At 62.1% G+C, this 13,046-nt stretch carries 8 protein-coding genes and 1 pseudogene; 8 read left to right on the forward strand and 1 reads right to left on the reverse strand.

Translation table 11 applies throughout. The annotated features are described in order from the left end of the window. Window positions 1-33: 33 nt before the first annotated feature. The 5 genes from QE379_RS16375 (at window position 34) to QE379_RS16395 (ending at window position 7,334) form a co-directional block, all read left to right on the forward strand. Complete coding sequence (locus QE379_RS16375; RefSeq protein ID WP_307002134.1) at window positions 34-954, forward strand: LysR family transcriptional regulator; 921 nt, start codon at window positions 34-36, stop codon at window positions 952-954. Window positions 955-1,043: 89 nt separating this feature from the next. Next, the gene (locus tag QE379_RS16380) at window positions 1,044-2,570 is read left to right on the forward strand and encodes a sulfotransferase (RefSeq protein ID WP_307002136.1); all 1,527 of its coding nucleotides are present in this window, start codon (window positions 1,044-1,046) and stop codon (window positions 2,568-2,570) included. Window positions 2,571-2,749: 179 nt separating this feature from the next. Further along, entirely contained in the window at window positions 2,750-4,000 is a 1,251-nt protein-coding gene (locus QE379_RS16385; protein WP_307002138.1) for a cytochrome P450, read from the forward strand. A gap of 299 nt (window positions 4,001-4,299) precedes the next feature. Next, entirely contained in the window at window positions 4,300-4,974 is a 675-nt protein-coding gene (locus tag QE379_RS16390; RefSeq protein WP_307002140.1) for a site-specific integrase, read from the forward strand. Window positions 4,975-5,498: 524 nt separating this feature from the next. Further along, complete coding sequence (locus tag QE379_RS16395) at window positions 5,499-7,334, forward strand: M66 family metalloprotease (RefSeq protein WP_307002142.1); 1,836 nt, start codon at window positions 5,499-5,501, stop codon at window positions 7,332-7,334. Window positions 7,335-7,459: 125 nt separating this feature from the next. On the opposite strand, the pseudogene QE379_RS16400 reads toward QE379_RS16395, so the two are convergent. After that, a pseudogene (locus tag QE379_RS16400) lies at window positions 7,460-7,629 on the reverse strand (IS630 family transposase); the annotation flags it as partial. A 333-nt stretch (window positions 7,630-7,962) separates the two neighbouring features. On the opposite strand from QE379_RS16400, the gene QE379_RS16405 reads away from it, so the two are divergent. The 3 genes from QE379_RS16405 (at window position 7,963) to QE379_RS16415 (ending at window position 13,040) form a co-directional block, all read left to right on the forward strand. Next, on the forward strand, window positions 7,963-10,155 hold the full coding sequence (locus tag QE379_RS16405; protein WP_307002144.1) for an alpha-galactosidase: 2,193 nt from the start codon (window positions 7,963-7,965) through the stop codon (window positions 10,153-10,155). 121 nt (window positions 10,156-10,276) lie between these two features. Beyond that, window positions 10,277-12,799 carry a TonB-dependent receptor gene (locus QE379_RS16410; RefSeq protein WP_307002145.1) on the forward strand — a complete coding sequence of 841 codons (2,523 nt, stop codon included), beginning with the start codon at window positions 10,277-10,279 and terminating at the stop codon, window positions 12,797-12,799. After that, window positions 12,762-13,040 carry a TonB-dependent receptor gene (locus QE379_RS16415; RefSeq protein WP_307002147.1) on the forward strand — a complete coding sequence of 93 codons (279 nt, stop codon included), beginning with the start codon at window positions 12,762-12,764 and terminating at the stop codon, window positions 13,038-13,040. The genes QE379_RS16410 and QE379_RS16415 overlap by 38 nt, the downstream gene beginning before the upstream one ends. The last annotated feature ends 6 nt before the right edge of the window (window positions 13,041-13,046 follow it).

The following is a 13,046-nucleotide window of genomic DNA, read 5'->3' on the forward strand; positions in this document are numbered from 1 at the left end:
GCACAGTCTCTGAAACGTACAAAGAAGGACTTCATGCGCTTCACTCTCAAGCAGCTCAGCTATTTCATTGCGGCTGGGGAAGCTCGCAGCATCACGCTGGCCTCGGAGCGGGTACACATTTCCCCGCCCTCCATCTCCTCTGCAATATCCCAACTCGAGAGCGAATTCGGCGTCCAGCTCTTCTTCCGCCATCATGCACAGGGCATGTCGCTGACCCCGGCCGGTGAGCGCTTTTTGATCGCAGCGCGTGACCTATTGGGTCACGCCCAGCGCCTCCATGATCTGGCCCATGACATTACCTCCAGCGTGGCAGGCCCATTGCGGGTAGGAACGTTTCGCACCTTCGCTCCGCTTATCATGCCCGCCTTGTTCAAGGATTTCCTCGACCAGCATCCGCAGGTCCAGATGCAGTTTTTCGAGGACGACGAGTTCGAGCTGGTATCGAAGGTTCGCAGGGCCGAGCTCGACATTGCCATCACCTATGAGCAGGAAGGTATCGATCTTCAATTCGAGCGCCTGGCCTTGTTGCCGACCTATCTGCTCCTGTCCGCGAGCCACCCGATGGCGACCAGCGAGAGCCTCAGCCTGGCGGAGCTGGCCGACCAGCCCTTCGTCCTGCTCGATCTGCCGGTCAGCCGCGAATATTTTCAGTCGCTGTTCGACCGGCTGGGACTTCGGATGAATGTCATCGCGCGCAGCGCGCAACCCGAAACGGTGCGAAGCTTCGTGGCGAGCGGCCTCGGCTTCTCCTTGCTGACCTCACGCCCGGCCTCGCGGATCGCCGCGAACGGCGGCAAACTCGCTTATATTCCTATGAGCGATGATACCCCCCCGATGAAACTGGGTCTCGTGACCGCCAAGAATATCCGCAAAACACGCGCGATACTGGCCTTCGAGGACCATTGCCGCAGGCGGATCAGCACCAATGATATTCCCGGTATGGCCCCGCTTTGAGGCGGATCGACATTCACCCTGCACCACCTTCTTTTCTCCGCTGACAGGGCAGAAATAGAATGCGCTCCCGCCAGGCAGGACACCAGTTCGTGGCCCCATCCGACCCACTCGATCCGATCGTCGCGCGCTGCCGGGCCGCGCCCGACGCCCCGCATCTCTGGGTCCAGCTTCTGGACGTCGCGCTGTCCGTGGGCAATTTGCGCGTGGCGTGTGCGGCGTCCGATCATCTGCGCGACCTGGCCGTTTCGGATTGGCGGATCGAATTGAAACGCGCGATGCTTCTCGCCCTGATGGGACAACGGCGGCCCGCGCTGGATCAGGTCGCCCACGCGCTCGACCTGGCACAGTCATCGTTCGACGACCATGCGACGTTGGGGCTCATCTATAGCTATTGCAACGAAGCCGCCTTGGCCGAACCGGCTTTCCGACAGGCCCTGACGGAAAATCCCGCCAGTCCGACCCTGTGCTACAATCTGGCGGTGACTTTGCGCATGACGGGCAAATTCCCGGAGGCGCTGGCGTTATGCGCGACGCTCTTGCGCGCCCGCCCCGACCATGTCGACGCCCTGAGCCTACAGTCCGAACTCCGCCGCCAAACCGAAGACGACAATCATGTCGCCACCTTGCAGGCGCAACTGGACGGCGGCGACCTCAGCCACCGGGATCAGATACGGCTCCGATTTGCACTCGCAAAGGAACTGGAGGACCTCAAACAGGCCGACGCCGCATTGGAACAAGTGAATCTGGGCTGCGAACTGCAACGTCGTGTCATCGCCTATACCGTCGAGGATGATCTGGAGACGCTCGATCTCATCCGCCGATCGCATGATGCAAGGGGCCTTGCGAGCATGGCCAACGGCCGGACCACCGCCGCCCCCATTTTTCTGGTCGGCCTCCCGCGAACCGGCACGACGCTTCTGGAGCGCATGCTCACCATGCATTCCTCGATCGGCACCGTCGGAGAGACCAACGCCTTTGCGCTCGAACTCATGGCTGAGGCCGGTCGCAAAGGCCGACGGCTCGACAAGAAGACGCTGGTGGAAGAGTCCCTTACTCTTTCCCCCGATAGCCTGGCCGACGCCTATCAGCACGCCGTGGGAGCCGATCTCCACCCTGGTCTCAGGCTTATCGACAAGATGCCCCTGAATTACCTCTATCTCGGGCTGATTGCGCGGGCGATGCCCCAGGCCACGCTGGTGTTCATGGATCGCAGTCCGATGGATTCGATCTACGCCATGTACAAATCCTTGTTCGCCAACGCCTATCCCTTCTCCTATCAACTGGAAGAGCTCGCTCGCTACTATGTGCACTGGCGTGCTCTGATGACGCATTGGCGCGACACGCTTGGCGATCGCCTTCTGATCGTCCGCTACGAGGATCTCATTTCGCGACCCGAACCGGTCCTCCGCAAGGCGCTGGCACATTGCCGACTGGCCTTTGACGAGCGCTGCCTGAACTTCACCCGAAACCCGATCGCGTCGCAAACCCTCAGTGCCGTGCAAGTGCGCCAACCACTGCATCGGGAATCCATCGGGCGCTGGCGGCAACATGCTGTTCACTTGCAGCCTGCCGTCGCGATTTTGACCGAGGCGGGCATACCGCTCGAATGGGGTTAGGTCTGCTACCCGCGATCGCGGGGTTCCGCGCCAGTTCACCGACTGCCCCTTTTTCGAACCGAGGGGTATGATCTTGCGGAGGCCATGGGCAACCGCTTTGGAAATCTCAAAGCCTTCGTTTTGAACTTCAGAATTCTCAACGCCGCTCGGCATCGACTATGAAAATGCCATCAGGATCAATGACGCTGACGGGGGGGGCGTTACCGATGAACTTTCCAGCAAGCTGTAGCGGCACAGACCCGGGCCAATCGGTTCATGATATCGTCGTCGATATCTCGCTGGAGGCACTCGAAAACGATCCTTATCCCTTTTATGATTGGGCACGCCGCGCCTGCCCGGTCGCCTATGTGCCTGCCACCGGCCGGGTGCTCGTCATGACATGGGATCTGTGTCGGCAGGCGGGTGCGAACGACAGGATATTCGGCCCCTCCGCCGCCACGCATGAGGCGGTCTACGGCAAACCCAACATCATGAGCATGTCAGGTTGTGCCCACCAGCAGATCCGCACGGCCGTCGCAGCCCCTCTGCAGCCCAATGCCATCGCCGCTTATCGCGAGACGGCCATTCGCGACGTCGTGGTCCGCTACATCGAAGCGGTACGCAAAAAGGGAGCCGCCGATATCGCCACGGCTATCGCAGAGCCGATCAGCGCGCGCGTCGTGGGCGATCTGATCGGCTTCCGTGACGTTGACGATGCCACATTGCGTCGGTGGTTCCGGGCCTATGCCGCCAATCTCGTCGATCATGGACGCAACCCGCTCGTCGCGGACGAAATCGGTATCGTCAAAGCCGAGGTCGCCGACCATCTCGCCCGTCAAGCGGACGGAGCCAGCCGCGCGGCCGGGGACAGCATCGTCTTACGGCTCTTGCGATATGGCGTATCGGCGGGGACCATCCGCTCCGTCGAGGAAATTCTGCCGACCGTCGGCGTCCTGATCGTCGGCGGTTTTCAAGAACCTGCCCATGCCATCGCCAATACCCTGCTCGGCCTGTTCACCGACCCCTGCCAGGCCGCACGGGTTGCGGCCGATCCGCGCGGTCGAAGCGCCGCCGCGATCCTGGAGGGCCTTCGTTGGCTGCCGCCCTTCGGCATGACCGAGAAGCGCACGACCCAGGACATCGTGCTTGGCCATGTCAGCATCCTCGCCGACACCGAAATCGCCCTCGTCATCGGTTCGGCGAACCGGGACCCGGCACGCTTTGAACGCCCCGACATGTTCGACCTGGAACGCCCACGGCAATCCACCCTGGCGTTCGGCTTTGGCGGGCATTTCTGCCCCGGCCACGGCCTGGCCAGAACGCTCGCGTCTATCGTCCTGGAAGAGATGTTTCTCCGATTGCCGGGCCTGCGACCAGACCCGCGTGGTTCCGCGGTCGTTCATGGTTGGCTGTCTCGCGGGGTCACGTCGCTGCCGATGGTCTGGGATTGAGGGGGGCGAACCGGAATTGCCTCGCGTCTGCAAGGATCGTCGCAGCGCGCCGCTGACCCACGCGGCATAGGCGTTTTCGTTCGGATCATCTGCATCACGACCCGATGCGACACCATGATCGTCCTCACATCGGGGCGAATCATGGTGGAGGAAAAGCGCGCCCGAATGGAGGCGATCGATGACCAGCAGTGTCTTCAATCAATATGGAACGCGCAAATATCTCACCATGGCGGAGATCGACCGCTTCGTGCTTGCCGCCGGTACATCACCGGTCCGAAACCCGCGCGTTTTGCTGGCTGATGGCATTTTCCGGTTGCCGAATCTCGGAAGCGCTCTCCCTGACCGCGCAAAGCATCGATTTCGCCTCCGGTCAGGTCGTGATCAAATGCCTGAAAAAGCGCGGAAAGACCGTGTTCAGATCCATACCACTGCCCTCCAACCTTCTCCAACTGTTCAAAAGCTGGTTCGCAACGCGGCCCAACGACGCCGATCTCTTATGGCCCTGGTCGCGAATGACGGGATATCGACGCATTCGGGATGTCATGCTGGAGGCCCGGATCAGGGGCAGCCATGCATCGCCCAAGGGGTTGCGGCACGGTTTTGGAGTCCGCGCCATCCAGACCGGCGTTCCCCTGACGCTGGTTCAGCGCTGGCTCGGCCATGCCGATATCAAGACGACGGCGATCTATACGAGCGCGATGGGCCCGGAAGAGCGCCAGATCGCCGAGCGCATGTGGAATGGTCGTGCGCGGCGACCCACCGGGATCGTTCCGCCCGCTCCTCCCGAGGTCGATTGCACAGCGGCTACGCGGCCGCTCGATGCCCATGCGTCCGTGCAACGCCATAGCGAGCCGCCGCCCGCCTGCCAGGGCTCGCCGCTGGCCGGCCCGACGCGCGGGCCACTGCGCAAACTACTGCGTTTTCTTACGACCAATCTGAGTTCTGCCAGTCGAATGCAAACAGCGGGGCCATAAGGGTCTGACCATAAAGGGTGATTGTCGCGTCGTCCACGAAACGACAGCGACTGACGCTGTCTCCTTCAAAATTTTTCGCCGACCGGACAAAGACAGGCCCCGTGCGAATCGTCTGCGGACAATCCTTTTTTACCTTGCGGTCCTAGCCCCGGCCTAGACCGACCAAGGCCGTGTCTAGCGCAAGCAAGGCCCAATCGGGATCCGTCAATCTTCTCGTCAATCAACACATAACGGCAAATACCAATGAGCAAATATATGATCGGGAATGCATTTTATCCTTAATTATCGAAAATTCACTGTGATCGGATGCGATGTATTTGAAATATTTTTTTGCCTATGGTATAACTATGGAACTTATTCAGCCGCTTTAAATGTTATGAACTTACATTAAACGGCGGCTCCGCTGGGAGGCATCGATGTTTAACTTGAAAATCGGCAGCTCCATTGGGATCAAGATCATCGCTGCATCCTCGATATCACTCCTCACCGGCGGCACCGCCTTTCTCGCGCTTTCATCCCAAGATATGGAAACCACGGCGACCGATGGCCTCTCCGGATATGTCCAGGTCGTGACGGGCGCCTCCTCGGGCCCATCCTCGGCGGGCGCACTACCGATGACGGTCCTGAGCGCCACGATGGAATTTGCGCAGACGCATGTCCTGCCCGCACAGGGCATCACCTGGACCTCGGAGGACAGGACGACCAACCTCCATCTCATCGCAAATCGCGCCGCATTGGCGATCGTTCGGCTCGGCGCCACCGACGCCGTGTCCCCCTCGATCGAGGCATTGCGCGACGGTGTGGTCCTCGGTTCGGTCGAACTCGCCCCACCCTCGGCCGTGCCCTCGTCCGAAGGCGGCGGCCCGGCCTTTGCCACGGACGCCTGGACCGCCGACCTGCCCCGAAACTGGATCGCCCCGGGTACGCAATTCATCGTCAAGGCGGCGAATTACGCTCCTTCCGCTCCGATCAGCCCCCTCATCGGGGCGGACAGTTCGATGTTGTTACGAGTGCTGCCCTTCTATCTGTTCGGCGGGACAGAGGCGAACACCCAGCCACTTTGGGTGGCGCAGCGGCCCAATCCGGCCATCGAAAGCGAACTGGCCGCCAAATGGCCGGTCGCCAATCTCGAGGTCGCGCCCCATCCTGCGGGCTTCGTCAGTTGGGATCACCTCGTAATTTCACCCAATGACGGTCGGCCCGCCTATGTCATGAGGAACGCCGATCAGGAGCAGGGCGGCTCGGAACTGCTTGGCGCCGTGCTCGGCATTCTGAACGCCTTGCGCAAGGCGAATGGCGAGAGCCGGACCAACAATCAATATTACGCCTCCCTGCTGCCATTGGGTGCCGCCGGGACGTATCGCTGGTCGGGAGGCGGGCTAGGCACGGTCGGTGGCGGCATCGGGGCGGGCACATTCCGCTTCGGCAGCATTTTCTTTCACGAGCAAGGGCATGCGTTCGGCCTCGGGCATGCGGGTCATGAAGACGGCTATCCTTATCCGGCCGGCAGCCTCAAGGGCTCCGCATGGGGCTACGATCCCGATCGGCGACAGTTCCTATCGCCCCTCGTCCCGACGACGGCCTCGAATTACGCGGGCTGTGCGCGGGACCATGAACTCGATGAAACCGGTCGCTGCTACAAGCAGGATCCGATGCAGAACGGCGCGGGCGATCAGGACCCCTCCTATCGCTTCACCATGTTCTCCGATTTCAATACCGCCCGAATGCAGCGCTGGTTGGAGGGAACGACCACGATCGGGTCAGACGGACAACCCCTATTCTCCGGTGGCCGGATTTTCGCGCAGCCCAATGGTTACGCGCGTTGGAACAGCCTGAGCCAGGCATGGTCACCTTTGCCGGACGACAATACCGAGGATCGGGGACTTTACGGGGTCAACCTCAATCTGCCCGTCGAGCGGAACCTGCCCGTCTACGCGATCGTCATTACCTACAGCCTGACGGCAACGCCCGGTGTATCCCAGATTTATCCGGTATTGCGCTTTACCGGAAATACGATCCGGACCTTCGATCCGACCAACGCCCAGGATCGGGCGGATATCGACATCAGGACGGGAAAATACCGGCAATATTGCCAGAATAGCGGTTGCGATTACACGCTACGCGTAACCTATTCCGACGGCTCTATCATCCACCGCATATTGAAGGACGGTTTCCGCGGCTTTATCGGCGCCGACCGGCCCCTGCCCGCCAGAGCAAGCGATCCGACAAGCGACGGAAGCTTCAAGACCTGGGCGATCAATATCCCCGCGACCCATGCCATCAGCAGGATCGAACTGCTTGAAACACCGACGGCATGGCGCGGCATGCCCGCCGAACCGCGCGTCGTCCTGCGGCAATAGACGCCATATCATCGTTGCAACAACTTTAACTGTGCAAGCCGGTCGCCAGCGACAACGATCGCGGCGATCGGCATGAACATGCGCAATTCATGCTTTCGAATATCAAACCGTCGGAGCGGCTTTCTTTCAGGCTCATAACCGCAGGAACCAATATAGACAGTTGGTGCGCTCCTGCGGCCGAAACTGTCGACCAGCTTACCGATGAACGACCACAGCCCGGATACTATCCGCTCGCTAACCTTTCGGGGCATGCCTTGAGGAAAACCTTCTCGATCCAATTGAAGTCGGGGCTGTAGCCCGTCATGGCGAAGGCCGGCGCGCGCGATCCCGCTCGGCCGCGCGCCCGGTCCCTCTTGCAGCACTCCGCTCACCGCGACCCGGTCCAGCTCACGGCACACTCAACCCGGACAACGTCGCGAGGAGGCCTGCGTGCCGCGCTAGGATCATATGTGCATGCGCCTCTGTCCGTCGGTCCGCCGCACTAAGCCTTGGATCGCGAGGGTGCTTGGTCATGGACGCCGGAACCCATCCCCACCGAGATACTATTTGCGCTTCAAATAAATATGATATTAAATCCAGCGCGCGTCCGCCAGGCCGCTGTCGATATGAAGGAGAGAATATGCGAGCGATGGGCAAAATAGCGGCTCTGCTTCTGCTGGGTACGGCACCGGTTCCGGCGCTCGCACAGGCCAGCTACGATGGCGCGGCGCGTATGTTCCGGCTCGATGGCGGCGACGTGACCTATGCGTTCAAGGTCAATGCACAGGGTATATTGCAGTCGGTCTATTGGGGCAGGCGCCTGCCCGATCGCGTCCCCTTGAGCGCTCCCGAACTGTCGGGCCTGAGCGGATTCGACATCGCCGCCAATGTCGTGCCGCAGGAATATGCCGGTCAGGGCGGCGGGCTCTATGCCGAACCCGCGCTGAAGGTCGCCTATCCCGATGGCAATCGCGATCTGGTCCTATACTATCGCAGCCACCGGATGGACGGCGATGCCGTACATGTTACGCTGAGCGATCTGGACCGGCCGCTGTTCGTCACCCTGACATACCGGATCGATCGCGGCACCGGCGTCATCGCGCGTTCGGCGGTCATCGAAAATCGCGGCACCGCGGACGTTCGGCTCGATCAAGTCGCCGCCGCCGGGCTGACACTGCCGGTCGCCTATGACTACAAGTTGCATTTCTCCACCGGGCGCTGGGCGGCGGAATGGACGATGCGCGAACGCGCGATCACGCCGGGCGCCACCGTGCTGGAGAGCCGTCGCGGATCGACCGGAAGCGAGAACAACCCGTGGTTCATGGTGACCCGCCAAGGCACCGACGAAGCCAAGGGTCCGGCCTGGATCGGCGCGCTCGCCTGGAGCGGATCGTGGCGGCTGAACTTCAACCAGGATGTGACCGGACGCATCCGTATCGTCGGCGGCTATAACCCGTTCGACTTCGCCTATCGCCTGCAACCGGGCGGGAAGCTGGAAACGCCGATCTTCTATGTCGGCTTTTCCGACGCCGGCAAGGGCGGCGCCAGCCGCATCTTCCACCGGTTCCAGCGCGAACAGGTGCTGCCACGACATGGCGGTCGCCTGCCCTTGCGCAAGGTCCTCTACAATAGCTGGGAAGCGACCGAGTTCGACGTCAACGAGGCGGGGCAGATCGCGCTGGCCGAACGCGCCGCGACGCTGGGCGTGGAGCGGTTCGTGATGGACGATGGCTGGTTCGGCGGACGTAACAACGACCGTGCGGGCCTGGGCGACTGGAGCGTCAACCGTACGAAATTCCCCAACGGGCTGACGCCGCTGATCGACCGGGTCAAGGCGCTGGGCATGGATTTCGGTCTGTGGGTCGAACCGGAGATGATCAACGCCGACAGCGACCTGTACCGTGCCCATCCCGACTGGGTGATGCAGTTCAAGGGCCGTCCGCGCAGCGAGGGGCGCAACCAGCTGGTCCTCAACCTCGCGCGGACCGATGTGCGCGACTATGTGCTGGCGACGCTCGACGGCCTGCTGAAGACCAACGACATCGCGTTCCTCAAATGGGACTATAACCGCAACTGGTCCGAACCCGGCTGGCCCGACGCCGATGTCGCCGACCAGCAGGCCATCTATGTGGCGTATGTCCGCAACCTCTACTGGATCCTCGACGAGCTGCGCAAACGGCATCCGCGCGTGGAGATCGAGAGTTGTTCGGGCGGCGGCGGTCGGGTCGACATGGGGATCATGGCGCGCACCGATCAGATGTGGCCGTCGGACAATACCGACCCGCTCGACCGGATGGATATCCAGGACGGCTATACCCAGGCCTATGCGCCCGCGACGATGATGGCGTGGGTGACCGACAGCCCGCATTGGGTGAACCATCGCCAGACGACGCTGGCGTTCCGGTTCCTGTCGGCGATGCAGGGCGGGCTGGGGATCGGCACCAACCTGAACAAATGGCAGGAGATCGATTTCACCATCGCCCGTGCCTATATCGCCGCATACAAGCGTATCCGCGAAACGGTGCAGCAGGGCGACCTGTACCGGCTGAACCGTCCGACCGAGGCCGATCCGCGCTGGACCAACCTCTATGTGTCCGCCGATCGCAAACAGGCGGCGTTGTTCGCGCTGGTCGCCAACACCCACAAGCTGGACGTGATGCCCGCCATCGCGCTCACCGGACTCGACCCCGATGCGCAATATCGGATCGAGTCGATGGACGGGCAGAAACTGCCCGCCACCGTGCCGCCCGTCGCCAGCGGCGGCTATTGGATGCGGCATGGATTGGACGTCACGCTGAGAGGCGACTTCCAAGGGGTCGGCGTGATCCTGACGCGGCAATGACGCATCGCAATAAGTAATACAAAATCTGCATTCATCTGGACGAAACCCCGAAAAAACGCTGGACACCCGTTTTAAAGTAATATTTATTGTCGGCCAGTCACAACAAAATGGGGGGATCGTCATGCGAAAATTTCGTCACAATGCGGCCTTGCTGCTGTCGGGAGCATCACTGCTGCTGCTGGCCGGAACCGCACCCGCGCTGGCACAGGAGGCGCCGACCGCGCCCAGCCGAACGACGGAAGACGATCCCCTCAGGGAAGGCGACGAAATCGTCGTCACCGGCATCCGGGCCAGCCTGGCCAACGCGCTGGAGGTGAAGCGCGACACGATCGGGGTGGTCGACGGTATTTCGGCCAAGGATATCGGCGACTTCCCCGACGCCAATATCGCGGAATCGCTGCAACGCATCACCGGCGTCGCGATCAGCCGCACCAATGGCGAAGGTCGCGGGATCACGGTTCGCGGCCTGGGGCCGGAATTCAATACGGTCCTGCTCAACAACCGGCTGCTGTCGACCGATGCGGGTGGCCGCTCCTTCTCGTTCGACATCCTGTCGTCCGAACTCATCACCGGGGCCGAGGTCTATAAATCGTCGGAAGCGCGGTTCCAGGAGGGCGGCATCGGCTCGACGGTCATCCTGCGCACCGCGCGCCCGACCGACCGCGCCGGTCTGCGCTTTTCGGGCAGCGTCCAGGGGCGGCACGACAACACGTCGGACACCATCACCCCGGTCGTGTCGGGCGTCATCAGCCATAGCAACGCCGATCGCACCTTCGGCGTGCTCGCCAGCGTGATCTACGACAAGCGTCGCTTCGCGCTGCGCAACATCTCGACCGATGGCTGGATCGTCAACCAGCGGGTCGACACCGATGGCGACGGCGTGCGCGAAAGGACCGGGGTGGCGCTGCCGCGCACATTGAACTTCACCGCCAGCGAAACGAGCCGCGAACGCATCGGCGGCACCTTCGCGCTGGATTATGTGATCTCCGACAAGGTGCGCTTCGAGCTGGACGCGCTCTATACCCAGCAAAAGGCCGACAGCCGCACCAACCAGCTCGGCTATTATGTCGATCCGGCGCGGATCACGTCGGCGACGATCAACGCGAACGGCACCGCCACGCAGTTCACCGTGCTGCCCGCGACCGCCACCGCAGGGCTGGCCGCCGACCATATCGTGTCGACCGCGCCGCAGGATGCCCGCACCTATCAGATCGGCGCGCGCATCAAGTGGAAGCCGACCGACACGCTCTCCATCGATTTCGACGCGGCGCATTCCAATTCGCGCAATGCATCGGACCAGTTGTTCTATGTCGTCGGCGTGCGCCAGACCGGCGTGACGCCGACCTTCGTCCTGAACGGGCCGGACGGCCTGCCGACCATGACGAACATCCTGCCGACCAACGACAATTCGGCGGTGCGGCTGCATTGCTGTTCGGAACGCGGCGGGCGCAACGGCGATACGGTGAACCAGGGCGCGGTCGATCTGACGTGGGACCGCAACGGCTTTCTCGACACGATCCAGGCGGGGCTGCTGTTCACCAACCGCAAGAAGATCACCGTCGCGCGCGAATCGCCGGAACCGCTCGGCTGCTTCTATTGCGGCTATCAGGCGCTGGCGCCGTCGTCGCTTTTCACCAATTTCAACGCCAATGTCCTGGGCCGCAACCTGACCTGGCTGAACTATGATCGCGACGCGCTGGTCCGCTATTGGGGATCGGCCGAGGCCGCCAATCAGGTCGGCGGATCGTCGCAATCGGCGATCGACGCGCGCAACCGGTTCCTCGCGGTGTTCGCCGGGAACAACAACAGCCTGAATCCGATCGACCTCGAACGTGGATCGGGTACCGTGCGCGAGAACACCTATGCCGGCTATGTCCAGGCGGCGTTCGCGGGTGAAATGGGCGGCGGCCGCTGGACCGCGATGGCGGGCGCGCGGCTGATCCACACCGATCTCTATGCCACCGGCTATTCGGTGACGCTGCTCAACGTCATCAAGAACCCGGCGGACCCTACGGCGGCGCAACCGGTCTATAGCCCGAATATCCCGGTCGATGCGCGCAACAACTATACCTATGTCCTGCCGTCGCTGAACTTCCGCTTCGACGCGACCGACCAGTTGACCTTCCGCCTCGCGGGGTCGCGGACGATGACCCGTCCGACGCTCAGCCGATTGGGGCTGTCGCAGTCCTTCACCTTCCGCCCGCCCGATTCCAGCTCGGTCAGCGGCGGCAACCCCTATCTGCTGCCGTTCCTGGCGTGGAACGTCGATGCGTCGGCCGACTATTATTTCAGCCGGACCAGCTATGCGAGCATCGCCGCCTTCTACAAGAAGTTGCAGAACTTCATCATCTCCGCCCAGCGCGAAGAGGTGTATTTCGGCGAACGCTTCCTCGCCAACCGACCGTTCAACGCACAGAACGGCGATGTGTACGGGGTGGAAGCGGCGGTGCAGACGGTGTTCGACTTCCTGCCCGCGCCGTTCGACGGCTTCGGCGCATCGGCCAACTATACGCTGGTCCGCAGTTCGATCCGGTTCGATCCGACGCTGAGCAATCAGACGTTCAACGTCGAAGGGCTGTCGGATACCGCCAACCTCGTGCTGTTCTATGAAAAGGACGGTTTTTTCGATCCGCGGCGCCTATAACTGGCGTGCGCCGTTCCTCGCTGCGACGTTCGGGGCGCAGAGCCAGCCGACCCAGGTCTTCGCCTATGACCAGATCGACCTGTCGGCATCGGCCAAGCTGAACGACTCGATTTCGGTCTTTGCCGAGGTGCTGAACCTGACCGACAACCGCTACCAGGATTATTCGCGGTTCGAAGAGCGGCGGATCACCGTATCGACGCAAGGCCGCCGTATCGGAGCGGGTATGCGGTTCAACTTCTGATCGGCT

It is taken from the genome of Sphingomonas sp. SORGH_AS_0879, assembly GCF_030819175.1.
Classification (GTDB): Bacteria; Pseudomonadota; Alphaproteobacteria; order Sphingomonadales; family Sphingomonadaceae; genus Sphingomonas.

Bases quoted from the DNA above. Each gene is read 5' to 3' on its own strand.
- QE379_RS16410 (WP_307002145.1), top strand. From the start codon at position 10,277: ATGCGAAAATTTCGTCACAATGCGGCCTTGCTGCTGTCGGGAGCATCA.
- QE379_RS16405 (WP_307002144.1), top strand. From the start codon at position 7,963: ATGGGCAAAATAGCGGCTCTGCTTCTGCTGGGTACGGCACCGGTTCCG.
- QE379_RS16385 (WP_307002138.1), top strand. From the start codon at position 2,750: ATGACGCTGACGGGGGGGGCGTTACCGATGAACTTTCCAGCAAGCTGT.
- QE379_RS16415 (WP_307002147.1), top strand. From the start codon at position 12,762: ATGAAAAGGACGGTTTTTTCGATCCGCGGCGCCTATAACTGGCGTGCG.
- QE379_RS16395 (WP_307002142.1), top strand. From the start codon at position 5,499: ATGGAAACCACGGCGACCGATGGCCTCTCCGGATATGTCCAGGTCGTG.
- QE379_RS16375 (WP_307002134.1), top strand. From the start codon at position 34: ATGCGCTTCACTCTCAAGCAGCTCAGCTATTTCATTGCGGCTGGGGAA.
- QE379_RS16390 (WP_307002140.1), top strand. From the start codon at position 4,300: ATGGCATTTTCCGGTTGCCGAATCTCGGAAGCGCTCTCCCTGACCGCG.